This window comes from Lapillicoccus sp., from assembly GCF_046595215.1.
Lineage (GTDB): Bacteria > Actinomycetota > Actinomycetes > Actinomycetales > Dermatophilaceae > Lapillicoccus.
Map to the genome: position 1 here is coordinate 1 of NZ_JBKJPP010000033.1, position 23,749 is coordinate 23,749.

Consider the following 23,749-nt stretch of genomic DNA (forward strand, 5'->3'; position numbering starts at 1 on the left):
TTCGATCCTCAGCCAGGCAGCTGGAGCTGCTGGCCGACGAAGATCAGGTTGGCGTTGCTCACGGAGCCCTTGTTGGCTGCGAACAGCGCCGCCCAGCCGCCCTTGATGTCGTACTTGGCGGCAAGCGCGCTCAGGGTGTCGCCAGCCTTGACGGTGACGGTCTTGCCCGAGACGGCCTTGGCAGCGACGCGAGGCGCCGTGGCCATGGTCGTGGCCTTCGCGGGAGCCTTGGCAACAGCCCTCGGCGCAACGGCCGCGGCCTTCGTGGGCGGGGCGACGTTAGGCGCAGCCGCCTTGGGGGCCACCGCCTGGGGGGCCACCGCCTTGGGGGCCACCCGCACCGTGGAGCGCGAGGCCTGCGCAGCAGGTGCAGCAACCGGAGCGGCGGCAGCGGACGACGTGCCACCGTTCGCCCGGGTCAGGCCACCCTTGACGCTGCAGACGGGCCATGCTCCGGGACCCTGGCCGACGAGGACCTTCTGGGCGATCGCGATCTGCTGGTCCCTGGAGGCGAGGTTCGCGGTGCCGGCGTAGGCGCCGCCACCGTAGCCGAGCCAGGTCTGACGGGTGAACTGCAGGCCACCGTAGAAACCGTTGCCGGTGTTGATAGCCCAGTTGCCACCGCTCTCACAGGCGGCGACGGCGTCCCACGGGGACGCAGCCTGGGCGGAGCTGGCGGTCGCGAGACCACCCATGATCGTTGCCGCACCAGCCACGCCGACGCCGGCGAGACGGAACTTGGTTGAGCGCTTGGTCGAGCGGGCGTGCTTGGGGTTGTATTGCAAGGGGGTTTCCTCTCCTGACGTGCGCATACGGGGTTAGCTGTCGGGATCGGGATGTCAGGTGCCCGGCCAGCAAGCTGGCTTCTCCCCAAGGACAGGCTGCAGGGCCTGTCTCACACTGGGTCCCCCATCCTCGTCATGCTCCGGGCTCTCCGGGTGGACTTGCTCGCCTGACGAGGTTCGGCGCAGCGAGCAAAGCATTGAAATGGGTATCGTGCTGTGGAGTTGTGCCGGCCCGGATTCACCGGATCAGCTGACGAAACCGGCCGGCACTGCCGTCGGTCACCACCCGAAGGTACGCACATTCTTGGCGATATCCAAGTCCTACCGAGATCGTTCTGTGACCAAGCGGTAAGATCTGCGGCCGCTGTGTCCCGGTTGCCCCTGTTCGCGACGTCAAACTGCGAGGCGTATTCCCGTCAGCCCTGCACAGCGCGCAGGGCCCGTCCCGGGTCGCCCGGCAGCGGCCACCACACGAGCACCCCTTGGCGGGCGAAGGCCACCACGAGCAGGGCGATCACCCCGGCGATCAGCACTCCCACCATCAGTTCCGACGCGATCCCGGGGCGGACGACCCCCCGCACGATCGAGCGTGAGCCCCGCCGCAGCGCCGCGCCCCCGGGGCCCCACCACGCGACGACGACGCCGGCCGCGAAGCCCAGCGCCAAGGAGGGAGGGGCCGCCGGACCGGGCGCCAGCGACGTCAGGCTCGCGATGGCGAGCACCATGCCGAAGGTGGCCGCCACCGCGACGATCGCGGGCAACAGGAGGGTGACGAGCGTCGAGGCCGCCGACGCGACCAGATGCCACGGACTGATCACCACCGCCATCGGGACGTCGCTGCGCCGGCGTCCTCGCTCGAACCGCCGCAGGACCAGCCAGGTCACCGACCGGTCGCTGAGGCGCGCCACCCAGCACCAGAGCAGCACGAGCAGCACCGTTGCGCCCGGCCAGTTCGCCGCGGCCCCCGCGAAGGCCGCGCCGAGCGCGACGAGCGTCCCGGCCCGCATCGGTCGCCCGATCCGCGGGTCCGGCTCTCCCGGACCGGTGTCCCACCCGTCCGGCCAGTCCGTCTCGTGGCCCTCGCTCGTGTCCCACGCGCCCCCGTCCCCCTCCCTTCGATCCCAGGTGTTCCCGTCCCACGCGCTCTCGTCCGACTCGGCCGCACTGCGGCGGCCCTCCGCGCCCTGTGGCTCGACCTGGGGCAGCGCCGACGTGGGGGTGGCTGGAGGAGTCGTATGCCGCAGGGTCGGGTCTGCGCCCACGGGCGAGCACCAGCCGGGCCCGGGGTCGGCGCCCGCCCGTCCGGGCCCTGCCCCGACCCCGGTGAAGCCGACCGTGGCGGGTCCGCCCACGGCATACCGCTGCAGGGCGGCGACGACCTCGACCGCCGGCGGGCGGCGCTGCGGGTCCGGTGAGAGGGCGGCCTCGAGCAGGGGGGCGAGGCGGGGGTCGACGCCGGTGAGGTCGGTCCGGCCGCGCCGCACCCGGTCGAGGACGACGTCCATCGGCCCGCGCCCGAAGGGGGGCCGCCCGGACGCCGCGAAGGCGAGGGTCGCCGCCCACCCCCACCAGTCGGTGGCCTCCGTGACCCCGGCACCCTCGACGACCTCCGGCGAGAGATAGCCCGGGGTGCCCATGACGAGCCCAACGCTGGTCAGGCGGATGTCGTCGGCGATGTGGGCGATGCCGAAGTCGATGACCACGGGCTCACCGTCCTCGATGAGGACGTTGCCCGGCTTGAGGTCCCGGTGGATGACGCCGACCCCATGGATCGCGTCCAGCGCGCCGGCCAGGCCGCGGCCGAGTCGCAGCAGCTCCTCGCCCGAGAGGGGTCCGTGCTCACCGACGACCTCGTCGAGCGACGGCCCGGGCACATAGCGGGTGACGATGTAGGGCCGGTCGCCGAAGATGTCCGCGTCGATGACGGCCGCCACCCGGGGGTCGTCGACCCGCGAGAGGATGTCGACCTCGCGCTCGAGACGCGAGCGGGCCTCCGGGTCGTAGGCGATGTGCGGACGCAGCACCTTGATCGCCACCGCGCGGCCCTGACGGTCGAGCCCGAGGTGCACGACCCCCATCCCGCCCTCACCGATCCGGTGGACAAGTCGATAGGGGCCGAGGCGCTCGTGCGTCCCGGCCGACACCTCGTCACCGGGACGGGCCGAAGCCTTCATGCCCCCTACGGTAAGCGAGCGTGTGCCCGGGGCCACACATACTCACTGCTGGATGTAGCCAACGAGTTGGTCACGTTCGGACTGGAGGGTGTCGATCCGCAGCTTGACGACGTCGCCGATGCTGACGATCGAGTGCAGGACGCCGTCCACCGTGACGGGAAGGTGGCGGATCCGGCGGTCGGTCATCGTGCGGGCCAGCACCTCGAGGTCGTCGTCGGGGCCGCAGGTCGTCACGTCGGTGGTCATGATGGCGCTGACCTTGCCGTCGACGACGGACGCGCCCTCGCGGTGCAGGTGGCGCACGACATCACGCTCGCTGACGATGCCGGACACCTCCCTGCCGTCGACGCTCACCACCAGCGCGCCGATCCCGTGCTCGTCCAGGACCTCGAGGAGGTGGGCGACCGTGTCATCGGGGCGGATCGTCACAACACCCTCACCCTTGTTGCGCAACACGTCGGAGATCTTCATGGCCCGACGGTAGTCCTCCCCAACGGGACGCGCCAGAGATGGCGTCGATGGTGGCGCCTAGGCTGGGGGCACGGCCGCTTACCGTGCCCCCACCCAGGAGTTGAGCACCCGTGCCCGCCACGCATCACCAGTACGACCTCGTCATCGCCGCCAACAGGCTCCCGGTCGATCGGGTCGTCGCGGCCGACGGCAGCGTCTCGTGGGGCCGCAGTCCCGGCGGTCTGGTCACCGCCATGGACTCGGTGATGCGCGAGCGCGACGGCGCCTGGGTCGGCTGGGCGGGCGAGGTCGGCCAGGCCCCGGAGCCGTTCACCGAGGGCACGATCCACCTGCGCCCGGTCCCGCTCTCTGCCGAGGAGGTGCGGGACTATTACGAGGGCTTCAGCAACGACACGCTCTGGCCCATCTACCACGACGTCATCGTGCAGGCCTCCTTCCACCGCGACTGGTGGCGCAGCTACGAACGGGTCAACCAGCGCTTCGCCGAGGCCGTCGCCGAGGTCGCCGCACCCGGGGCGACCGTCTGGGTCCACGACTACCAGCTGCAGCTGGTGCCGCGGATGGTCCGCCAGCTGCGTCCCGACGTGCGGATCGGCTGGTTCGACCACATCCCCTTCCCGCCCGTCGAGCTCTTCGCCCAGCTGCCGTGGCGGCGGGCGCTGCTCGAGGGCCTGCTCGGCGCGGACTTCCTTGGCTTCCAGCGGGTGGCGGATGCCCGCAACTTCGTCCGGGCCTGCCGCCAGCTCCTGCGCGCACCCACGCGGAAGGACACCGTCACGGTCACCGCCCCCGACGGGTCCTCCCACACGGCCCGGGCGAGCGCGATCCCCATCTCGATCGACTTCCAGGGCCTCGAGTCCCTGGCGAAGACCCCCGAGGTCGCGAGCCGGGCCGCCGAGCTGCGCGAGCAGCTCGGCAGCCCCAAGGTCCTGATGCTCGGCGTCGACCGGCTCGACTACACCAAGGGCATCCGGCACCGCCTCAAGGCCTACGAGGAGCTCTTGCGCGACGGCGCCATCGCCCCTCCGGACGTCACCTTCGTCCAGGTCGCCACGCCGAGCCGCGAACGCGTCGACTCCTACCGCGAGCTGCGCTCCCAGGTGGAGCACACGGTGGGCCGGATCAACGGTGAGTACGCCCCGATCGGCTCCCCCGCCGTCTACTACCAACACCACTCCTACCCCCAGGACGAGATGGCGGCGCTCTACCTCGCTGCCGACGTCATGCTCGTCACGCCGCTGCGCGACGGGATGAACCTTGTAGCCAAGGAATACGTCACGGCCCGCCACGACCTCGGCGGAGCGCTCGTCCTGTCGGAGTTCACCGGCGCCTACCACGAGCTGCACCAGGCCTTTGTCTGCAACCCGCACGACATCGAGGGGCTCAAGCAGACCATCCTCAAGGCGATCCACACCCCCGACAAGGACAAGGTGCGGATCATGCGCGCCCTGCGCCGTCGGGTCTCGGACCACGACGTCGCACGCTGGGCCGCCCGTTTCCTCGACGCCCTCGCCTCGGCGCCGGCCCGGCCCGAGCGGCAGGAGCAGCAGGACCGGGTCGACGAGGCCTCGCGCACGGCCCGTCATGCCGGTGAGGACCTCAAGGAGCGCGAGGACCGTCACCGACGGCTGTCGGAGCGCCGACGATGAGCTCCGACGAGGCCGAGGCGACGGGCCCCGGCGGGGGACTGTATGCCGCGCTGCAGCAGGCGGCAAAGGTGGCCATCCTGCTCGTCGCCACCGACTTCGACGGGGCGCTGGCCGAGTTCACCGTCGACCCGCACGACGCGGCCCCCGCCCCGGGAGGGATGGAGTCGCTGCGACGGCTCGCGGCCCTGCCCGACACCCACGTCGCCCTCGTCTCCGGGCGTGACGTGCGGACGCTCACCGAGCTCGCCGGGATCGGGTCGGCCGAGTCCATCGTCCTCATCGGCAGTCACGGCGCCGAGTCGAACCGTCGGGAGGTCGTCTCGGGGGGACGGCTCGACGAGGCCCAGAGAGCGCGCCTCGACGAGCTGACCGAGCACGTGGCCGCCCTCATCGACGAGCACCCCGGCTCCCGGCTCGAGCGCAAGCGCGCAGCGGTCGCCGTGCACACGCGCGGCCTTCGTCAAGAGAGTGCGGACGCGGCGCTCGCCGAGGCCCGGCTCATCGGGGCGGACCGGGACGACGTGCGGGTACTCAAGGGCAAGTCCGTCGTCGAGCTCTCCGTCTCGCACGCCGACAAGGGGTCGGCCCTGCTCTCGCTCGCCGGGCTCGTCGGGGCCGACGCGACGTTCTACAGCGGCGACGACGTCACCGACGAGGACGCGTTCCGCGCCCTCGACCCCCTGAGCGGGGACGTCACCGTCAAGGTCGGCTCCGGGGTCACCGCTGCAGCCCACCGGATCGGCTCCGTGACCGACGTCGTCGCCACCCTGCACCAGCTGCTCACGCTGCGCGCCGCTGCCGTCGAGGAGCGCGAGAAGACGGGTCGACGCTGAGCCGTCACCCGCAGGGAGCTCGTCACCCGTAGGGAACCCGTCACCCGACGCGGGCCGCCGGGAGCAGGCGCCCGGTGCGGTCACGGGGAGCGACAGGCCCCGTCGAGCCGCGGACCACGAGCTCGGGCCGGAAGACGTACTCCGCTCGCGGGGTCGGGTTCCCGGCGATCTCGTCGAGCAGTGCCTGGACGGCTGCCTCGCCCATCGCCTGGACGCTCTGGCGGATCGTCGTCAGGGGCGGGTCGGTGAAGGCGATGAGGGTCGAGTCGTCGTAGCCGACGACGGAGATGTCCTGCGGCACCCTCATCCCCACGGAGCGCACCGCGCGGATGGCGCCGAGGGCCATCAGGTCGGACCCGCAGATGATCGCCGTCACCCCCCGCCCGATGAGGCGCGCGGCGGCGGCCGCACCCCCCTCGACGGAGAAGACCGTCCGCTCGATGAGGTCGTCGACGTCCTGACGCCCGAGGAGGGACCTCATCGAGGCGCGAAACCCGGCGATCTTGCGGATGACGGGCACGTAGCGGTCCGGGCCGACGGCCAGCCCGATGCTCGTGTGGCCCAGGTGGACGAGGTGACTGACCGACAGCTCCATCGAGGCCTCGTCGTCGTTGGAGATGAAGGGCGCGTCCACCCCGGCGACATAGCCGTTGACCAGCACGATGGGCAGCCCACGGTCGCGCAGCTGGACGTAACGACGCGGGTCCGTCGTCGAGTCGGCGTGCTGCCCGGAGACGTAGATGATGCCCGCGACCCCCCGGTCGAGGAGCATCTGGACGTAGTCGTCCTCGTGGACCCCCCCGGGGGTCTGGGTGCACAGCACCGGCGTGAACCTGTGCCGGGCCAGGGCCGTCCCGATCACCTGGGCGAACGCGGGGAAGATCGGGTTCGTCAGCTCGGGCATGACCAGGCCGACGAGGCCGGCGCTCTTGCGCCGCAACCGGCTCGGTCGATCGTAGCCGAGGACGTCGAGCGAGGTCAGCACCGACTGCCGGGTCGCGTCGGCGACCCCGGGCTTGCCGTTGAGCACCCGGCTGACCGTGGCCTCGCTGACCCCGGCGTGCTCGGCGATGTCGGCCAGTCGTGCGCTCATCTACGTTCCTTGGTCTCGGCGGGCCCGCGACCTCCTCGGCGCCCGGTGCGGGGTGGGCACCCAGATCCTGATCCCGACCCCCGGCCCCTGCGCGGTCAAGGTTATCGAGCCGGCGCCGACCACGACGTCCTGTCCGTATGCCGTGCGGCCCGCCTCGATCCCCGGCAGCAGCCGGGCGTCGAGGGAGACCGGAGCGTAGGCACCCCGGGCGACGTGGACGAGGGCGACCTGATCGGCCGTCTCCCGGAGGTAGACGATGACGTCGTCCGCGGCATACACCCACCGCAGGCCACCGTGGCGCAGCGCGGTGGACTCCCGGCGCACCCGGATGAGGTCGCGGTAGGCCGCCAGGATCCGGTGGTCCCACCGGCGCTGGTCCCACGGCATCGGGCGCCGGCCGTCCTCGCCGAAGGTGCCCTCCATGCCGATCTCGTCGCCGTAGGTGAACATCGGGATGCTCGGCATGGTGAGCAGCAGTCCGGCGGCGGCGTCGACCAGCCGCGAGTCGGGTCCGACGAGCGTGCGGATCCGGGTCGTGTCGTGGGAGCCGACGAGGTTGAACGAGCTCGTCAGCGCCTGCCACGAGATGTGCGAGGCAAAGTCGCGCATCGTCTCGACGACCGCCTCACCCCCGAGTCGCGGGACGAGCACGGGCGATCCGAGGAAGTCGGGGGCGCTGCGGGGGTCGCAGAGCCACGTCCACACTGGTTTGGCGAACCCGGCGTAGTTCATCACGCCGTGCCACCCGTCGCCCGGCACGTCGTCGGAGTAGTCGTTGGTGTGCTCGCCGACGAGCAGGGCGTCGGGGTTGGCATCCGCGACCGCGTCGCGCATCAGTGCCGCGATCTCGTGGTTGAGGTCCTGCGCCCCCTGCCGGCCGGTCATGTTCGCGACGTCGACGCGCCAGCCGTCGAGGTTCGCCGCCGGCCCCAACCACTTGCGCACGACGCCCTCGGGGTCGTCGAAGACCCGTTCCCGAAGGGCCGTGCTGTCGTAGTTGAGCTTGGGCAGGGACCTCACGCCGAGCCACGCGATGTAACGGCGGCGCGTCTGCCAGAAGTAGAACTCGCGTTCCGGTGCGGTGAGGCTCGCCTGCGCCGCGATGAACCACTCGTGGCTGGACCCGGTGTGGTTGGTCGTGAAGTCGCCCATGACCTTCATGCCCCGGGCGTGGGCGGCGTCGGTCAGCCGCCGCAGCGCCGCCTCGCCCCCGAGGAACGGGTCGACGGCGGTGAACGTCGCCGCGTCGTAGCGGTGGTTCGAGCGTCCGGGGAAGAACGGCGTGAGGTAGACGGTCGTCGCCCCGAGCTCGTCGACGTGGTCGAGGTGCTCGACGATGCCGTCGAGGTCCCCGCCGTAGAACTGTCGGCCGATGCCGTCCTGCTTCGAGTCGCGAGGGACCACGGGGTCGCTCCAGCGGGCCGGGACCGCCCAGTCGGGCCGCGTGCGGCGACGGGCCGCGGCCGTCGACTTCGCGAAGCGATCCGGAAACACCTGGTAGACCACGGCATCCGCGGCCCATGCCGGCGGTGGTGCGTCGTGGGCCACGAGCCGGAAGTCGCTGACATCGGGGACGTCACGCAGGTGCAGACCTGTGGCGTTGAGCCAGGCATACCGGGTCGGACCGCCGGCGAGGATGAACCGGTAGCGTGTCACGGGGTTGTGGCAGACGAGATCCGCCCGCCACCACGTCTCGAGGTCGCTGCTGCGCACTGCGTCGACGACTGCCTTGACGAAGGACTGCTCCGCGTCCGGGGTGATCCGGGCGTGCACGTGGTCGAGCGGCATCTCCGAGGGCACCCGCAGCCAGACGGTCACGGTGTCCCCGAGTCGGGGCGTCAGGTCAGAGACGTAGAGCGCGGAGCCGTCGTGGTGGGGGTGGGTCAGCCAGGTCTGGACCGGCCCACGCTGTTCGAGGTCATGGTCCACGTCGTTACTTGACCGAGCCGGAGGTCAGGCCGCCGACGATCTGCCTCTGGAAGGACAGGTAGAGCAGGACGATCGGCGCCGAGGCGAGGATGGCGCCGGCGCAGAACGGCCCGAAGTACTTGTTGCGGTCGGCCGTGAGCAGGGCCCACAGGCCGACCCCGAGGGTCTGGCTGTCGACGTCCTTGAGGAAGACGCTGGCGAGGAGGAACTCGTTGAAGAGCCCGACGAACGCGAGCATCCCGACCGTGACGAGGATCGGCACGACGAGCCGTAGCTGCATGGTGAAGAAGATCCGGGCGTGGCTCGCACCGTCGACCTTCGCGGCCTCGTCGAGCTCGCGCGGCACGGTGTCGAAGTAGCCCTTCAGGAGCCAGACGTTGGCGCCCATCGCGCCACCGAGGTAGGCGAGGATCAGGCCGATCGAGGTGTTGAGCCCGAGCGCGGGGATGACGTCGCCGAGCGCCGAGAAGATGTTGAACAGCGCGACGAAGGTGAGCAGCGCAGGGAACATCTGGATGAGGAGGAGGAAGAGCAGCCCCGGGCGTCGGCCGGTGAACCGCATCCGGGAGAACGCGTAGGCCGCGCAGGCGCCGATGAAGACGGAGAACGCGGCCCCGAACCCGGCGATGATGAGGGAGTTCCGATACCAGGACCAGTAGGGGCGCAGCTCGAAGAGGGTGGAGAAGTTCACTCCGCTCGCGCCGTTCGGCACGAGGGAGGTGGTGCTCAGGGTGCCGGAGGGGTTGAAGGCCGCCGACAGGATGAAGACGACGGGGAAGAGCGCGAAGACGAGCGCCGCGAGGACGCCCAGGTAGCGCAGGTAGGTCCCCGTGCTCGCCCTGGGTGCCCGAGCGGGCGCCTGGCCGGTGTGACGCGACGCGACCTTGTCGGTGTCGGTCTGAGTGGTGGGTGCAGACATCAGTTGACCTCCTCGAGAGCCGCGGCCTTGCGGAAGCCCTGGAGGGAGATCAGGGCGACGATGATGAAGATGAAGATCGAGATCGCCGACGCGTAGCCGAAGTTCGGCGTGGTCCCGCCGATGGCCAGCCGGTAGGCGTAGGTGATCAGCAGGTCGGTCGAGCCCACCGAGGTCTGGTTGTTCTCGAACGGGCCACCGTCGGTGAGGAGGAAGATCAGCGCGAAGTTGTTGAAGTTGAAGGCGAACGACGCGAGCAGCAGCGGCCCGACCGCGACGAGCATGAGCGGCATGATGATCGACCTCACGGTCCGCCACCCGGTGGCCCCATCGATCTTGGCCGCCTCCCTGACGTCCCCCGGGATCGACTGGAGGGCACCCGTGCAGACGAGGAACATGTAGGGAAACCCGAGCCAGAGGTTGGTCAGGAGGATGGCGAACTTCGCAGCCGTCGGGTCACCGAGCCAGTCGATCTTGCCCGGGAGGAAGGAGTTGATGAGTCCGTAGTCCTGGTTGAACATCGAACGCCAGACCAGTGCCGTGACGAAGCCGGGCAGGGCGTACGGGAGGATGAGGATCGAGCGCCAGAGGCCCTTGAGCCTCAGCCGGTCGTCGTTGAACAGGAGTGCGAGGAGGAAGCCGAGGACGAAGGTCGACAGCACGGAGATCACGGCGAAGACCATGTTCCAGATGAAGATCGCGAAGAAGCCGCCCCGCAGTGTCGGGTTGGTCAGGGCGTCGGTGAAGTTCCTCAGCCCGACGTTCTCCTTCCATCCGACGGCGAGAGTGCCCCCCTTGCCGTCGGACGGAACCCAGTTCGCGTCCTGGCTGGCGACGTAGGTCTTGCCCGTGGTGGCGTTCTTCAGCGAGTCACTGCCCGTGTCATAGGTCAGCGACGGCTTGCCGACGAAGGCCTCGGAGAGGCCGACCCGCTTGATACCGCCACCGTCCGGGGTCGGGACCGCGAAGTCCTTGAGGTCCGCCCGGGCGTTGACCTCGCGAGCGTTGAGGATGGTGTAGCCCTTGGCCTTGGTGATCCTGCCCGTGGTCGACTTCTCGACATCGCCGTCCGGGAGGTCGGTCAGGCCCACCGCGTCGCCGACCTGGCTCTTCTTCGTCGTGGGGTCGGTGAGCAGGTAGAACGGGTCGGCCGTCGCGACGGGCTGGCCGTCCTTGACCGCCACGGTGAGTGCGTACCTCGGCGCGCCGGCGACCTCGGTCACCGACTGGGCCACGAGGTACTTGACCGACTCCTCCTTGCTCAGCTGGTGGCTCGGACCGTAGTTCGTCAGCGACGTGGCGACGGTGTAGACGATCGGCCAGATCTGCAGGGCGACCATGAAGACGAGCCCCGGGAAGAGGTACTTCGCGGGGATGTTGCGCCGCGTCCCGTAGACGACGAGGATCGCGGCGCCGAGCAGGCCGATCCCGACGACGGGGATGACGAGGCCCTTGGACGCGACGATGCCGGCGATCCAGAGCAGGACGGCGAGGGCGGCGCCGATGGCGACCCACTTCGCGATGAGGGGGAGAGACCGGTTCATCGTTGCATCTCCGTGGCGGGAACCTGCTGTCGGGACTGCCGGACGGGTGGCGATGGCGTGCGGCGGGTCCCGGGGGACCCGCCGACGCTCAGCCCTTGGCGATGTTCGCGACGATCTCGGCCTGGGCGGCGTCGAGGCGCGCCTTGGCTCCGGCCTTCTGCGAGATGATGTCCGCCTCGGCCTGGCCGAGCGGGCCCCACACAGAGTTCATGGCGGGGATGTTGGGCATCGGCAGGGCGTTCTTGCCCGCCTCGAACCACGACTTGACGTCGGGGTCGGTGGCCGAGACCTCGGTGTAGGCCTCGCGGAGGGCCGGCGGACGCTTGCCGATGTTGAACATGTCGACCTGGAGGTCCTTGCGCGAGACGTAGTTCGTCACGAACTCCTGGGCGAACGCGTCGTTCTTGGCCTTGGCCGAGACGTAGAACATCTGGACGCCGAGGAACGGCTCCATCTGTTTGCCGCCGATCGTCGGCAGCGGGCTGATGGCGTACTTGATGTTGCCCTTCTTCGCCTTGTCGATCGCCCACGGGCCGGTCATGAAGTAGGGCGCCTTGCCCGCGTCGAAGATCGACTCAGCGACGGGCAGGTCCAGGTTGGTCGAGAGGACGCCCGTCTTGCCCAGCGCCGCGAGCTGGTCGCCACCCTGCACCGAGCCGGCGCTGTTCACGAGCACCTTCGACGGGTCGTAGTCGCCGTTGTCCTTCTGGGCGAAGACGCCGCCGCCGAAGGCCTTGAGGAACGGATAGGCGTGGTAGGCGTCACCGGTCTTGCTGACCTGCAGGAGCACGGCGTTCGTCGCCTTGCCGCCCTGGACCGCGGCGGTGCCCTTCTCGACCATCTCCTCGAAGGTCTTGGGGGCGTCCGGGGCGAGATCGGTGTTGCGGACGATGCCGATGTTCTCCACGGCATACGGGACGCCGTAGAGCTGGCCGTTGAACTTTGCGGCGGCGATGGACTGCGGCGCGAACTTCGACTGCTGGTCGGCCGAGAGCTGCACCGGCTCGACGCTGCTGTTGGCGACGAGCTCACCGAGCCAGTCGTGCGCGCCCACGATCACGTCGGGGCCCTTGCCCGCGTTGGTGGCGTCCTTGAAGTCCTTGCGGACGTCGGTCGAGACCTGGACCTGGACCTGGATGCCGTTGGCCTTGCCGAACTCGGCGCCGTACTTGTCGAGGATCGGCTTGCGGTCGTTGTCGCACCAGATGACGAGGTCGACCTTGGCGTCACGCACAGGGGCAGCGGTCCCGGACGGGGAGGGCGCCGCAGCGGTGGTGGTGGCGCTGTCGCTCGTCGCGCCGGATGGTGCAGGCGCGGTGGAGCCGGCCGTCGGGGACGAACCCCCGCAGGCACTCATGAGCAGGGCCGCGACGCCCGTGATGGCGGCGGCGCCGAAAGCGCGCTTGTGCATGGATTCTCCTTTGAAGCCGGGCGACCGGAGGTCGCCTTCGTGTGGCGGGAAAGGTAGCAAGACGTTGCAAGGACACGCCAGACTTGCAAGAACTTGCAGACCAATCTGTGATCACCCTGTGACCGCCGGGTGATCCGGGGTGAGCGACGGCTCGTCCGGGGTGGACAGCGTCAGGACGGCGTCCTCGATCACCCCGTGCCCCTCGAGCTGCTTCTCCAGACCCCGCAACCGCATCGCGAGGGCCGACTCGACCTCGTCCCCGGTGAGGTCGACGGCAGCGACGACGAAGAACCTTGTCGGGCCGACGTACTCGAGGTGGAGGTAGGTCACCCGCTCGACCTCGGGGTGGGCGAGAAGCGTCGTGAGGACCTTCGCGACGAACTCGGGGGCGAGGCTCTCACCGACGAGGAACTGCCGGTTGCGTCTGATCAGGAAGACGGCGACGAACCCCAGGAGGATCCCGATCGTGATCGAGCCCGCGGCGTCCCACACGCTGTTGCCGGTCAGCTGGTGCAGACCCACCCCGGCTGCGGCGAGGATCAGCCCGACGAGCGCGGCAGAGTCCTCGAGGAAGACCGCCCTCAGGGTGGGGTTCGACGTGCGGTTGATGAAGGACAGCGGCCGCAACCCGCGGGCGCGGGCGTCGCTGGCCGTCTGCTTCAGGGCCTGACGGAACGAGACGCCCTCGAGCACGAAGGCCACGGAGAGCACGACGTAGTTGACGAGGTAGTCCTCCTCCGGCTCGTGCGCCCCCAGCTGCTGGACACCGTGGAGGACCGAGACGATGGCACCGGCCGTGAAGAGGCCGAACGCCGCAAAGAGGGACCAGACGTAGGTGTCCCGCCCGTAGCCGCGGGGGTGTTCACCGTCGCGGGGGCGGGCGCCGCGGCGCTGTGCGACGAGGAGGAAGACCCCGTTGCCGGTATCGGCCCACGAGTGTGCCGCCTCCGCCACCATCGAGGCGGAGCCGGTGAGGAGGGCGGCGACGCTCTTGGCGGCCGCGATGAGGCCGTTGGCCGCGAGCGCGACCAGGACCGTGGCCGTGCTCTCGCCACGGCTCTCATCCTTGCCCTCGTCCTCGGCAGCGGCGGGCACGCCCAGCGTGTCGGCGGCGGAGTCCATGGACACGTTCTACGGCACGCCGGCGGGGCCGTCCACACCGCCCCTCTGGCGCCGGACGGGTTTGTCAGTCAGAATGCGAGGCGTCGGAGAATGACCTCCGGCGGCCCTTTACGACGGATCGTCCGGCACGTTCCTGCCGGTGAAGGAGAAGCGCACATGGCTACCGTGACCTTCGACGAGGCCACCCGGACCTACCCGGGCAACCCCGTCCCCAGCGTCGACAAGCTCAACCTCGACATCGCCGACGGCGAGTTCCTCGTCCTCGTCGGCCCCTCCGGGTGTGGCAAGTCCACCTCCCTGCGGATGCTCGCCGGCCTCGAGGAGGTCAACGCCGGGCGCATCATGATCGGCGATCGGGACGTGACCAACCTGTCCCCCAAGGACCGCGACGTCGCCATGGTCTTTCAGAACTATGCGCTCTACCCCCACATGTCCGTCGCCGACAACATGGGCTTCGCGCTGAAGCTCGCGAAGGTCGACAAGGCCGAGATCGACAAGAAGGTCGAGGACGCCGCCAAGACGCTCGATCTCACCGACCATCTCGACCGCAAGCCCTCCAATCTCTCCGGTGGCCAGCGCCAGCGCGTGGCGATGGGGCGCGCGATCGTTCGCGACCCGCAGGTCTTCCTGATGGACGAGCCGCTGTCGAACCTCGACGCCAAGCTGCGCGTGCAGACCCGCACCGAGGTGTCGCGGCTGCAGAAGCGCCTTGAGACGACGATGGTCTACGTCACCCACGACCAGACCGAGGCGATGACGCTCGGCGACCGCGTGGCCGTCATGCGCTCGGGCGTGCTGCAGCAGGTCGCGCCGCCGCGCGAGCTCTACAACGACCCGGTGAACATCTTCGTCGCGGGCTTCATCGGCTCGCCGGCGATGAACTTCTTCTCCGGCACGATCAGCGACGGCACGCTCAAGCTGCCGTTCGCCGAGCTCCCGGCCCCCGACGGGGTCTCGCACACCGGCGACGTCATCGTCGGCGTCCGGCCCGAGGACTTCGAGGATGCCCGCTTCGCGCCGGCCGGCCACGAGGCGGGCGTCGAGTTCTCGGCCCCGATCGAGGTCGTGGAGTCGATGGGCTCGGAGATCTACGTGTACTTCTCCTTCGAGGGCGGTGAGGTGAACTCCAACGAGCTGGCCGAGCTCGCGCGCGACACCGGCGTCGCGGAGACCGGGCTCGCCGTGGCGCGCTTGAACCCGGAGTCCGAGATCAGCGACGGGGGGACGGCCAAGCTCTGGTTCGACGGCGCGAAGCTGCACCTCTTCGATCCCGCCGACGGCGCGAACCTGCGCCACGGCAAGGCCGACCAGCAGGCCGAGCCGGACGAACGCTCCGCGCCCGAGTAGCGTTCGCAGGATGAGAGTCGCGGTTCTCGGGACCGGCATCGTCGGCAGGACACTCGGCAGCGCGCTGCTGAGCAACGGGCACGAGGTGCGGATCGGCTCGCGAACGGCGGGCAACCCGGCGGCGGTCGCGTGGGCCGAGCAGATCGGCGGACCGGCGAGTGAGGGCACCTTCGCGGACGCAGCGGGCTTCGGCGAGATCGTCATCAACGCGACCGCGGGGTCGGGATCGCTGGAGGCGCTGCAGATGGCGGGCTACGAGCAACTCGCCGGCAAGGTGCTGATCGACGTCGCCAATCCGCTGGACATCTCGCGCGGCATGCCGCCGACGCTCACGGTCTGCAACGACGACTCGCTGGGCGAGCAGCTCCAGCGCGCGTTGCCCGACGTCCGGGTGGTCAAGACGCTCAACAGCGTGACGGCGGCGGTCATGGTCGATCCGAGCCTCGTCGGGGGCGCGCACACGATGTTCGTGGCCGGCGACGACGCCACGGCGAAGGAGCAGACGATCGAGCTGCTGCAGGAGCTCGGTTGGCCCGCGCGCTCGATCATCGACCTCGGCGACATCACCGCCGCGCGGGGCATGGAGATGTACATGGCGCTGTGGCTGCGCCTCTGGGGTGCCGCGGGCACCGCGGTGCTCAACATCGAAGTGCGCAGCGCCGGCACGCCGGCCGGGTAACTGACCAACGTCCCGTCACTGTTGACTTTCCGCACCCGCTCCATCCTTGCGTGCGCGGGCTGCCTCCTGCTCGCCGTGCTCTGTGCCTCGGTGGCGATCGGGCAGGCGGCGGCACCCGCGGCCGCACCGGCGGCGAGCGCCGGCACGCGCCTGGGGTTGATCGTCGCGCCCGCGCGAATCCGCCCGGGCCGCGCGGCGATCGTCCATGTCGTCGACACGGCGGGCCGGGGCGGGGTGGCCGCACGCCTGTGCGCGCGCTCGGGCGCCCGGTCGGCCGGCTGTCGCGAGGTGCGTCTGAAGCGCGGGCAGGTCAAGCTGCGCACCCGCGTGCGCCTGCCGCGTGCCGGGCGCTGGACGGTGACGCTGCGCCGTGCGCAGGAGGCGACGACGCTGCGCCGCAGCGTCCAGGTCACGCCCGGGGCGCGCCACCGGGTCCTCGTGACGGGCGACTCGATGGTCTACGGGATCATCGACGTGCTCGAGCGCACGGTGCGCCGCAGTGGCGGGGTGCTGAAGGGCGACCCGCACCCCGGGTCGGGGATCACCAAGCCGTTCCTGCTGAAGTGGCCCGCGCACGCTCGCCAGTCCGCGCGCGAGGAGAAGCCCGATGCCACGGTCGTCTTCCTCGGGGCGGCCGTCGACACCTTTCCCCTCGTCGTGGGCGGTGAGAAGGTCGACTGCTGCGGGTCCATGTGGATCGCCGAGTACGTTCGCCGGCTGCGCGAGATGATGCGCGCATACCTGCGCGATGGCTCGGCGCTCGTGTACTGGGTGCTGCTGCCGGCGCCCCGCGAGGCCGACCGCGTCACCTCGCACCGCGCGATCAACAGCGCCATCCTGAGGGCCGCCGCGACGTTCCCCGACGGGATCCGCGCGGTCGACATCGGCCCCGCGATCTCGCCGGGCGGTATCTACCGCAACCAGGCGATGTACCGCGGCAAGCTGAAGGTCATCCGCGAGCCCGACGGCATCCACCTCGCCAACGCCGGGATCCACCTGGCGACGGAGGTCATCGAGCGCGTGATGCGCCGTGACGCGATGGTGCGATAGATCGGCCGCGCTTGCGCGCGGGACGTGAGCACAGCGGCTCGCCGGCTATGTCAACGACGCGCAGACCACCAGCGCCACCGCGAGCTGGATCGCAGCGGACACGAGCACCGCCGGATGCAGCCTGCTCTCCTGGCATATCACTCCGAGCCTGCCCGGCGTGAGCGCGTCCAACACGACGAACCCGATCGCCTGCGCTCCCACACCCACGGCGCCGTAGACGAGCGCGTCGTCCAGCCCGTTCCAGCCGGCGCCGGTGAAGTAGATGGCAAACCAGAGGATCAGCCCGAGCGAGAACAGCCACGTCGCGGCGATCACCGCCGCGTTGACGTTGCCGTCCATGATGAGCTGCCCGAGCTTGCCCGGCGTGAGCAGGTCGATGACGAAGAAGCCGGCCACGAGCACGACGAGCCCGACGCCCGAATAGGCCAGCACCTGCCCGATGAGTTCCAGCATGGTTCATTCCTTTCGCCGTACGATCGCCGGAACCGGCGAACGCTCGAGATGACAGACGCGAGGATCGGTGACCGGCGATCTCCCGGCGACGTTACTCAAGAGATCACGTGCGGCACGAACCGCGACGTGTTGGTGGTCAGCAGCCCGTCGCTCTCGCGGATCCCCAGCCCCGCGGGCTCGACGTCGACGGTCCAGACACCGAGGACCGGGCGCGCGCCGCCGCCGTAGTCACCGAGATCGGTGTACTCCTGCACGACGAAGCCCTCCGCGCCGTAGTCCTGGTCGGGCCCCTCCTCGACCACCTTGCCGTCGATCACGGCGGTGGCGTTGGCTCCCTCGCGGGCGAGCAGCGGCTTGCGCACGAAGGACGTCAGGCTGTCGGGCTGCTCGCCGTCGAAGTACGCCGGCAGGACGTGGGGGTTCTCGGGAAACAGCCGGTGCAACACGGGCAGGATGCCCTTGTTGGACCACAGCATCTTCCAGATCGGCTCGATCCAGACCGTCTGGCCGGGCCCATCGCCCATCTGCTCGAGGGCCTGCGTGCCGAAGTCCTCGCGCACCATCCACTCCCACGGGTAGAGCTTGAAGGCGGTCCGCACCGGTCGGCCTGCGAGGTCGACGAAGCCCTCGCCCTCGACGTGGCCGAGGCTCTCGATCGCGACGAGCTCGGACATGAGGTTCGCCGCCCGGGCCGTCTCGGCCAGGTAGCCGATCGTCATGAAGTCCTCGCCGGACTGCTCGGCGCTCGTGTGCAGCATGTGCAGTCGCTCGCCCGGCAGGCGCCCGTTCTGCGCGAGCTCGCGCCAGCGCCCCACGAGCATCTCGTGCAGCAGGTTCCACTGGTCGACGCCCTCGCCGAAGACGTCCTTGGCCCAGTGCCACTGCACGGCGGCGGTCTCCAGCAGCCCGGTCGGCGTGTCGGCGTTGTACTCGAGCAGCCTGGGCACGCCGTCGTGGCCGTAGGCGAAGTCGAAGCGCCCGTAGAGCATCGGCGGCTCGGACTCCCACGTCTCCTTGATGCGGGGCACCGCCCAGCCGGGGATCCCCAGCTGGGCGAAGAGGTTCTCCTCGATGATGTAATCGCCGGCCTCGACGAGCATCTCCAGCATGAGCCGCGCGACGGCCTCGATGTCGTAGACCTCGTCGCTCGTCAGCGAGTAGTGGGCGCCCTCATGCCAGTAGGCGATCTCCTCGCCGTCGGGCAGCGGCGTCTTCCAGTAGATGAGGCCCTGCTCCTCGATGATCGCCGGCCAGCCCTGGCGCGGCTCTGAATCGTGCCGATCCATCAGTGACGTCGCCGGGAGGTCAGCGCAACCGACCGGGGCGTGACGTGATCCACACGAGGTGGGTTGCGGTGACCGGACGGCGAAACCATCACCCTCCCCCCGAGAAGCCGCCCCCGCCGATGGTCTTGCCGGTCGGCCGGCCGATCCCGCCGCTGCGCGCGCTCGAGCCGAAGCCGCCGCGCTTGGCCAGCGCCGCCTTGTCGGTCGAGTTGATCCGCTCGCCCCCCGAGGGTGCGAACGAGCCGCGGCCGAGGATGGCCCCGCCGAAGAACCAGAAGAAGCTCGAGTTGTTGCCGCGATCGCAGTTCTCGTTGTCGGTGACCCTGTTCTCCTGGTCGACGCAGTACGCCGTCTCCTTCTCCTCGTTACCGCAGCCCGACAGGAACGCCGCTGCGAGCAGCGGGACGACGACGAGGTTCACGCTCTTGCTGCGCTTCATGTGCCGTTCTCCTTGAGGGGGAGGTTCGCCTCGCGCCGCGCCGTCGCGACGCGCGGGTCGTTGGTGACGTGCCTCAGGCGCCGCAGGTGCTCGGTCAGGTACTGGGAGTTTCCCGCCTCGGTCAAGTGCGTCGACCGCCCCCTGGGAATGCCCGCCGTCATCGCTTACACTCCGTGGCGCATGACGCACCCGTTCGACCTGTCTGTGCTTCTCCTGCTCCCCCGATAGGGGGAGCTATCGCGTGGCGGCCGCACTGCCGCAAACCGACTGAGAAGCAGCACACCTCGAACCTTTCAGCAAGGGAGCACGACACGTCATGAGCAGCATGCAGCCTGACCCCAGCCACGTCCGGATCTTCGACACGACCCTGCGCGACGGCGAGCAGTCGCCGGGCATCTCGCTGAACACCGCCGAGAAGCTCGAGATCGCCCACCAGCTCGCCCGCCTGAACGTCGACGTCATCGAGGCCGGCTTCCCGATCGCCTCGCCCGGCGACTTCGAGGCCGTCGAGGCCATCTCCCGCGAAGTGCACGGCCCGATCATCGCCGCGCTCGCGCGCGCTCAAGCACCCGACGTCGAGGCTGCTGCCCGCGCGGTACGCGACGCCGAGCGACCTCGGATCCACACGTTCATCTCCACGTCGGACATCCACATCGTCCACCAGTTCCGCTCCACCCGCGAAGACGTCCTCGCCCAGGCGCGCGCCTCGGTCGCGCATGCGCGCTCGTTCGTCGAGGACGTCGAGTTCTCCCCGATGGACGCCACCCGCGCCGACCTCGAGTACACGGCCGAGGTCTGCGCCGCGGCGATCGAGGAGGGCGCGACGACGATCAACATCCCCGACACCGTCGGCTACACGACGCCCGACGAGTACATGGCCTACCTCGCCGGCCTGTATCGCCTGATCCCGGGCCTGAAGGACGTCATCGTCTCGACGCACTGCCACGACGACCTCGGCCTGGCGGTCGCCAACTCCTACGCGGGCGCGCTCGCGGGGGCGCGGCAGATCGAGTGCGCGATCAACGGCATCGGCGAGCGCGCGGGCAACGCGGCGCTCGAGGAGATCGTGATGCTGCTGGCCACGCGCGGTGACGTCTCGGGCCTGCATACGACCGTCACCACGCGGGAGCTCGCACGCACGTCGCGCCTCGTGTCGCGCCTGACCGGCTACGTCGTGCAGCCCAACAAGGCGATCGTCGGGCGCAATGCGTTCGCGCACGAGTCGGGCATCCACCAGGACGGCGTCATCAAGGAGCGCACGACCTACGAGATCATGGACGCGACGAGCGTCGGCCTGGATGCGAACTCGCTCGTGCTCGGCAAGCACTCGGGCCGCGCGGCGCTCAAGCAGACGCTCGCAGAGCTCGGCTTCACCGTCGAGGGCGCGGCGCTCAACACGGCCTTCAAGCGCTTCAAGGAGATCGCGGACAAGAAGAAGCAGGTCACGGCGATGGACCTCGAGGCGCTCGTGACCGACGACCTGCGCAACGAGCTGGCGAGCTACACGTTCGACTCCTTCGAGGTGTCCGCCGCATCCGGCGAGGCGCCGCAGGCCAAAGTCTGGGTGACGCTGCCCGACGGCGAGGTGAAGACCGCGACCGGCACCGGCGACGGGCCGATCGACTCGGTGTTCGCCGCGATCAACGCTGCCACCGGCGTCGACGCGCAACTGCGGGTGTTCCGCGTCGAGGCCGTCACCGGCGGCCAGGACGCGCTCGGCGAGTCGTCGGTCGTGCTCGAGTTCGAGGGCCAGTCGGCCTCCGGCCAGGGCGTCGCGACCGACATCATCGAGGCAGCCGGCACGGCCTACGTGCGCGCGCTGTCGAACGTCGTGCGCAAGGCTCAGGCAGCGGGCGAGCTCGTCGACCTCGCGCGCACCGAGCCGCTCGTCGCGCCATAGCTAGTGTGCGCGTCGGGATGGCCGACGCAGCGATCGAGATCGACGGGCTACGCAAGTCCTACGGACGCTTCGAGGCCGTGCGCGGCCTATCGCTGCAGGTGCGCGAGGGGGAGATCTTCGCCTTCCTCGGCCCCAACGGGGCGGGGAAGACGACGACCGTCGAGATCCTCGAGGGCTTTCGCAAGCGCGACGCCGGCGACGTCGCCGTGCTCGGCATCGACCCCGAGCGCGGCGATCGCGGCTGGCGATCGCGGATTGGGATCGTGCTGCAGGAGGGCCAGGCACAGCCCGAGCTGACCGTCCGCGAAACGCTCGCGCTGTGGGCCGCCTACTACCCGCGCCCGCGCCCGATCGAGGAGACGATCGAGCTCGCCGGCCTGCAGGACAAGGCCGGCGACCGCGTAGCGCGCCTGTCGGGCGGCCAGCGCCGGCGCCTCGACGTCGCGCTGGCACTGATCGGCGACCCCGACCTCGTCTTCCTCGACGAGCCGACCACCGGCTTCGACCCGGTCGCCCGGCGAGCGGCGTGGAAGGTCATCGCGGGGCTGCGCGATCTCGGCAAGACCGTCTTCCTGACGACGCACTACCTCGACGAGGCGCAGGAGCTCGCCGACCGCGTCGCGATCGTCAAGGACGGCGTGATCGTCGCCGAGGGCGCGCCGCGCGATCTCGCCGGACCGGGCCAGCAGGAGACCGAGATCGCGTTCGTCGCCCCGGCCGGCGTGGCGCTCGGATCGCTGCCCGGCGGCGCGGCAGCGACCGTCGGCGACGACGGCCGCGCGCGCCTGCGCACGCAGATGCCGACGCGGCTGCTCGCCGAGCTGTGCGGCTGGGCGGCGCAGAGCGGCATCGAGCTCGAGCGCCTCGAGGTCACGCGGCCGACGCTCGAAGACATCTATCTCGAGCTCGTCCGCGACCCGGGATCCGAGCCGCAGGAAGCCGGGGCGCCGGCATCGTGAGCACGCTGCTCGTCCAGCTGCGCTCCGATCTCAAGGTGTTCGTGCGCAATCCGGCGGCGATCTTCTTCACCGCAATCCTGCCGGTGATCTTCCTGTGCCTGTTCGTTTCGATCTTCGGCAACGAGCGTGACGAGGCGTTCGGCAACGTCCGCCTGGCGACGCTGCAGGTGCCGGCGTTCATCGCGCTTGCAGTCATCTCGGCGTCGTTCGTCGGGTTGGCGATCGGGCTCGTCGGGGTGCGCGAGGACGGCGTGCTGAAGCGCATTCGTGGCACGCCGGTGGCGTCGTGGGTCGTCTTCGCGGGGCGCATCGGCACCGCGATCGTCATGGCGACGATCGTGTCGGTTGTGCTGATGGCGATCGGGGCGATTGCGTTCGCAGTCGACGTGCCGACCTCGACGATGCCCGGGCTGGTCTGCGCGGTCGTCGTCGGCGCGTTCGCGTTCTGCGCGCTTGGGATCGCCTACACCTCTGCGATCCGTGGCGAGGACGCCGCGCCGGCGATGACGAACGCCGTCGTGCTGCCGCTGTACTTCATCTCCGGGGTGTTCGTCCCGGCCAGCCAGCTTCCCGACGGGCTGGTGTCAATCGCCGACGTGCTGCCGGTCAAGCCGTTCGTCGATGCCCTGACGGTGCCGTTTCATCCCGCGACGACGGGCGTCGGTATCGCCGGCGGCGACCTGCTGGTGGTCGCGGCATGGGGGCTGGCGGGCCTGGTCTTCGCCGTGCGCTTCTTCGCCTGGACGCCGCGCCGGCAGGCGGGCTGAAGAGCTCGCTCAGCGCGCGGGCGGGCCGGGCTGCTCGTCGGGCCAGTGGCCGTCCGCGTCGAAGTGGTCGCGCGCCTATCGTCACGCGCTTGCCGCCGCGCTGCCACCGTCGCGGGCTCCGATCTCCATACCCTGCACGTACCCACCGGCGAGCACGTGCTCGCGCAGGCGTGCGTCCATGAGGTTCGGACCCATGATGCGCGCGATCTGCGAACTCGGCCCGATCATCCGCACCTTCGCGCCGCGGCTGCGCAGCGCGAGGATCTCGAGCGCCGCCGTGCTGCCGGCGATCGCCCGCAGGATCCCGAACGGCGAAGCGATCGCGATGTCGAGGCTCGCGATCGGGTTGAGGCACAGCACCTGCGTGAGGCGCGACGCGGGCGCGATGTCGAGGTTCGTGTTGCTCCAGACGCCGCCGTCGACGTACTCGCGGCCCTCGATCGTCACGGGCGCGAAGATCCACGGCACCGAGCACGACGCCTGAACCGCCTCGGCGACGCTCGCGTCGGGGGCGCCGGGCGAGCCGAACACGACGCGCCTGCCGCTTTCGCGTTCGACGGCGACGACGCGCAGGCGCCCGTCGAAGCGCGCGCCGGTCTTGGCGACGCCTTCGCGGATCTCCTCCAGCGACGTGTCGGTGCCGGGAGCGCGGCCGAGCAGCGCGGCGCGCATCGCCGTGCTGCCGGTCGAGCCGAGTGCGAGCGCCACCGGCGCAAACGGCGTCGCGGCGACGCCCGCCAGGCGCGCCGCCTCGCGCGCGACGTTCAGCAGCATCGAGCGCGGTACCGGCAGCCACGGCGACAGCACCTTCGACGAGCTGTCGGCAGTGACGTCGGCGCCGGGCGCCATGCCGGAGGTCAGCTCGCGACGGCCCGAGGATCCCTGTGGCCGGCGCGGGCGCTGGCCGGCGACGAGCGCCGCGGCGACGAGCGAGCCGGCCGA

Annotated in this window: 22 protein-coding genes and 1 riboswitch; of the genes, 8 read left to right on the forward strand and 14 right to left on the reverse strand. The window is 70.3% G+C overall.

What is annotated here, in order from left to right; translation table 11 throughout:
* Positions 1-8: 8 nt before the first annotated feature.
* The 3 genes from ACLL9L_RS03040 to ACLL9L_RS03050 all read right to left on the reverse strand — a co-directional run bounded on the left by ACLL9L_RS03040 (position 9) and on the right by ACLL9L_RS03050 (position 3,430).
* Positions 9-785, reverse strand: a complete 777-nt coding sequence (locus ACLL9L_RS03040) for a transglycosylase family protein (RefSeq protein WP_411283174.1) — start codon at positions 783-785, stop codon at positions 9-11.
* 7 nt (positions 786-792) lie between these two features.
* Positions 793-978: riboswitch (cyclic di-AMP (ydaO/yuaA leader) on the reverse strand.
* A gap of 223 nt (positions 979-1,201) precedes the next feature.
* Positions 1,202-2,959, reverse strand: a complete 1,758-nt coding sequence (locus ACLL9L_RS03045) for a protein kinase domain-containing protein (protein ID WP_411283175.1) — start codon at positions 2,957-2,959, stop codon at positions 1,202-1,204.
* Positions 2,960-3,001: 42 nt separating this feature from the next.
* Positions 3,002-3,430: a CBS domain-containing protein gene (locus ACLL9L_RS03050; protein WP_411283176.1), complete on the reverse strand. Its 429-nt coding sequence runs from the start codon at positions 3,428-3,430 to the stop codon at positions 3,002-3,004.
* A 110-nt stretch (positions 3,431-3,540) separates the two neighbouring features.
* Between ACLL9L_RS03050 and ACLL9L_RS03055 the strand changes: the two genes are divergently transcribed.
* Together ACLL9L_RS03055 and otsB are read left to right on the forward strand one after the other, a co-directional pair.
* On the forward strand, positions 3,541-5,079 hold the full coding sequence (locus tag ACLL9L_RS03055) for a trehalose-6-phosphate synthase (RefSeq protein WP_411283177.1): 1,539 nt from the start codon (positions 3,541-3,543) through the stop codon (positions 5,077-5,079).
* Positions 5,076-5,912 (forward strand): trehalose-phosphatase, encoded by an 837-nt coding sequence (otsB, locus tag ACLL9L_RS03060; RefSeq protein WP_411283178.1) that lies wholly within the window; start codon positions 5,076-5,078, stop codon positions 5,910-5,912. Before ACLL9L_RS03055 ends, otsB begins: the two co-directional genes overlap by 4 nt.
* Positions 5,913-5,952: 40 nt before the next feature.
* On the opposite strand, the gene ACLL9L_RS03065 is transcribed toward otsB, so the two are convergent.
* From ACLL9L_RS03065 to ACLL9L_RS03090, 6 genes are all read right to left on the reverse strand, one after another.
* Positions 5,953-7,005 (reverse strand): LacI family DNA-binding transcriptional regulator, encoded by a 1,053-nt coding sequence (locus ACLL9L_RS03065; RefSeq protein WP_411283179.1) that lies wholly within the window; start codon positions 7,003-7,005, stop codon positions 5,953-5,955.
* Positions 7,006-8,934 carry a glycoside hydrolase family 13 protein gene (locus tag ACLL9L_RS03070; protein ID WP_411283180.1) on the reverse strand — a complete coding sequence of 643 codons (1,929 nt, stop codon included), beginning with the start codon at positions 8,932-8,934 and terminating at the stop codon, positions 7,006-7,008.
* 4 nt (positions 8,935-8,938) lie between these two features.
* A complete protein-coding gene (locus tag ACLL9L_RS03075; protein ID WP_411283181.1) occupies positions 8,939-9,853 on the reverse strand; it encodes a sugar ABC transporter permease in 915 nt (304 codons plus the stop codon).
* Complete coding sequence (locus tag ACLL9L_RS03080) at positions 9,853-11,394, reverse strand: ABC transporter permease subunit (RefSeq protein ID WP_411283182.1); 1,542 nt, start codon at positions 11,392-11,394, stop codon at positions 9,853-9,855. The genes ACLL9L_RS03075 and ACLL9L_RS03080 overlap by 1 nt, the downstream gene beginning before the upstream one ends.
* A gap of 88 nt (positions 11,395-11,482) precedes the next feature.
* Entirely contained in the window at positions 11,483-12,805 is a 1,323-nt protein-coding gene (locus ACLL9L_RS03085; RefSeq protein WP_411283183.1) for an extracellular solute-binding protein, read from the reverse strand.
* A 111-nt stretch (positions 12,806-12,916) separates the two neighbouring features.
* Positions 12,917-13,927 carry a cation diffusion facilitator family transporter gene (locus tag ACLL9L_RS03090; protein ID WP_411283184.1) on the reverse strand — a complete coding sequence of 337 codons (1,011 nt, stop codon included), beginning with the start codon at positions 13,925-13,927 and terminating at the stop codon, positions 12,917-12,919.
* A gap of 156 nt (positions 13,928-14,083) precedes the next feature.
* On the opposite strand from ACLL9L_RS03090, the gene ACLL9L_RS03095 reads away from it, so the two are divergent.
* Genes ACLL9L_RS03095 through ACLL9L_RS03105 form a run of 3 tightly spaced genes read left to right on the forward strand, consistent with a single transcriptional unit; the run spans position 14,084 to position 17,003 of the window.
* Positions 14,084-15,274 carry an ABC transporter ATP-binding protein gene (locus ACLL9L_RS03095; protein WP_411283185.1) on the forward strand — a complete coding sequence of 397 codons (1,191 nt, stop codon included), beginning with the start codon at positions 14,084-14,086 and terminating at the stop codon, positions 15,272-15,274.
* Between the two features lie 10 nt (positions 15,275-15,284).
* Positions 15,285-15,953, forward strand: a complete 669-nt coding sequence (locus ACLL9L_RS03100) for an NADPH-dependent F420 reductase (protein WP_411283186.1) — start codon at positions 15,285-15,287, stop codon at positions 15,951-15,953.
* 21 nt (positions 15,954-15,974) lie between these two features.
* A complete protein-coding gene (locus ACLL9L_RS03105) occupies positions 15,975-17,003 on the forward strand; it encodes a hypothetical protein (protein ID WP_411283187.1) in 1,029 nt (342 codons plus the stop codon).
* A gap of 45 nt (positions 17,004-17,048) precedes the next feature.
* Here ACLL9L_RS03105 and ACLL9L_RS03110 read toward each other — a convergent pair whose 3' ends face one another.
* The 4 genes from ACLL9L_RS03110 to ACLL9L_RS03125 form a co-directional block, all read right to left on the reverse strand.
* Entirely contained in the window at positions 17,049-17,456 is a 408-nt protein-coding gene (locus tag ACLL9L_RS03110; protein WP_411283188.1) for a DUF350 domain-containing protein, read from the reverse strand.
* Positions 17,457-17,551: 95 nt separating this feature from the next.
* Positions 17,552-18,742 (reverse strand): glutathionylspermidine synthase family protein, encoded by a 1,191-nt coding sequence (locus ACLL9L_RS03115; RefSeq protein WP_411283189.1) that lies wholly within the window; start codon positions 18,740-18,742, stop codon positions 17,552-17,554.
* Between the two features lie 88 nt (positions 18,743-18,830).
* The gene (locus ACLL9L_RS03120) at positions 18,831-19,181 is read right to left on the reverse strand and encodes a hypothetical protein (RefSeq protein WP_411283190.1); all 351 of its coding nucleotides are present in this window, start codon (positions 19,179-19,181) and stop codon (positions 18,831-18,833) included.
* Positions 19,178-19,306, reverse strand: a complete 129-nt coding sequence (locus ACLL9L_RS03125) for a hypothetical protein (RefSeq protein WP_411283191.1) — start codon at positions 19,304-19,306, stop codon at positions 19,178-19,180. The genes ACLL9L_RS03120 and ACLL9L_RS03125 overlap by 4 nt, the downstream gene beginning before the upstream one ends.
* A gap of 191 nt (positions 19,307-19,497) precedes the next feature.
* Between ACLL9L_RS03125 and ACLL9L_RS03130 the strand changes: the two genes are divergently transcribed.
* Genes ACLL9L_RS03130 through ACLL9L_RS03140 form a run of 3 tightly spaced genes read left to right on the forward strand, consistent with a single transcriptional unit; the run spans position 19,498 to position 22,807 of the window.
* Positions 19,498-21,081 (forward strand): 2-isopropylmalate synthase, encoded by a 1,584-nt coding sequence (locus ACLL9L_RS03130; protein ID WP_411283192.1) that lies wholly within the window; start codon positions 19,498-19,500, stop codon positions 21,079-21,081.
* A 17-nt stretch (positions 21,082-21,098) separates the two neighbouring features.
* The gene (locus tag ACLL9L_RS03135; protein WP_411283193.1) at positions 21,099-22,040 is read left to right on the forward strand and encodes an ATP-binding cassette domain-containing protein; all 942 of its coding nucleotides are present in this window, start codon (positions 21,099-21,101) and stop codon (positions 22,038-22,040) included.
* Positions 22,037-22,807 carry an ABC transporter permease gene (locus ACLL9L_RS03140; RefSeq protein ID WP_411283194.1) on the forward strand — a complete coding sequence of 257 codons (771 nt, stop codon included), beginning with the start codon at positions 22,037-22,039 and terminating at the stop codon, positions 22,805-22,807. The genes ACLL9L_RS03135 and ACLL9L_RS03140 overlap by 4 nt, the downstream gene beginning before the upstream one ends.
* Positions 22,808-22,888: 81 nt before the next feature.
* Here ACLL9L_RS03140 and ACLL9L_RS03145 read toward each other — a convergent pair.
* On the reverse strand, positions 22,889-23,749 hold an 861-nt coding region (locus ACLL9L_RS03145), incomplete at its 5' end, for a patatin-like phospholipase family protein (RefSeq protein WP_411283195.1).

What these genes read in the sequence shown, in the direction of transcription:
- ACLL9L_RS03050 (WP_411283176.1), bottom strand. Translation starts at nt 3,430, where the DNA reads ATGAAGATCTCCGACGTGTTGCGCAACAAGGGTGAGGGTGTTGTGACG.
- ACLL9L_RS03100 (WP_411283186.1), top strand. Translation starts at nt 15,285, where the DNA reads ATGAGAGTCGCGGTTCTCGGGACCGGCATCGTCGGCAGGACACTCGGC.
- ACLL9L_RS03075 (WP_411283181.1), bottom strand. Translation starts at nt 9,853, where the DNA reads ATGTCTGCACCCACCACTCAGACCGACACCGACAAGGTCGCGTCGCGT.
- ACLL9L_RS03130 (WP_411283192.1), top strand. Translation starts at nt 19,498, where the DNA reads ATGAGCAGCATGCAGCCTGACCCCAGCCACGTCCGGATCTTCGACACG.
- ACLL9L_RS03135 (WP_411283193.1), top strand. Translation starts at nt 21,099, where the DNA reads ATGGCCGACGCAGCGATCGAGATCGACGGGCTACGCAAGTCCTACGGA.
- ACLL9L_RS03115 (WP_411283189.1), bottom strand. Translation starts at nt 18,742, where the DNA reads ATGGATCGGCACGATTCAGAGCCGCGCCAGGGCTGGCCGGCGATCATC.
- ACLL9L_RS03045 (WP_411283175.1), bottom strand. Translation starts at nt 2,959, where the DNA reads ATGAAGGCTTCGGCCCGTCCCGGTGACGAGGTGTCGGCCGGGACGCAC.
- ACLL9L_RS03065 (WP_411283179.1), bottom strand. Translation starts at nt 7,005, where the DNA reads ATGAGCGCACGACTGGCCGACATCGCCGAGCACGCCGGGGTCAGCGAG.
- ACLL9L_RS03085 (WP_411283183.1), bottom strand. Translation starts at nt 12,805, where the DNA reads ATGCACAAGCGCGCTTTCGGCGCCGCCGCCATCACGGGCGTCGCGGCC.
- ACLL9L_RS03090 (WP_411283184.1), bottom strand. Translation starts at nt 13,927, where the DNA reads ATGGACTCCGCCGCCGACACGCTGGGCGTGCCCGCCGCTGCCGAGGAC.
- ACLL9L_RS03110 (WP_411283188.1), bottom strand. Translation starts at nt 17,456, where the DNA reads ATGCTGGAACTCATCGGGCAGGTGCTGGCCTATTCGGGCGTCGGGCTC.
- ACLL9L_RS03120 (WP_411283190.1), bottom strand. Translation starts at nt 19,181, where the DNA reads ATGAAGCGCAGCAAGAGCGTGAACCTCGTCGTCGTCCCGCTGCTCGCA.
- ACLL9L_RS03080 (WP_411283182.1), bottom strand. Translation starts at nt 11,394, where the DNA reads ATGAACCGGTCTCTCCCCCTCATCGCGAAGTGGGTCGCCATCGGCGCC.
- ACLL9L_RS03095 (WP_411283185.1), top strand. Translation starts at nt 14,084, where the DNA reads ATGGCTACCGTGACCTTCGACGAGGCCACCCGGACCTACCCGGGCAAC.
- otsB (WP_411283178.1), top strand. Translation starts at nt 5,076, where the DNA reads ATGAGCTCCGACGAGGCCGAGGCGACGGGCCCCGGCGGGGGACTGTAT.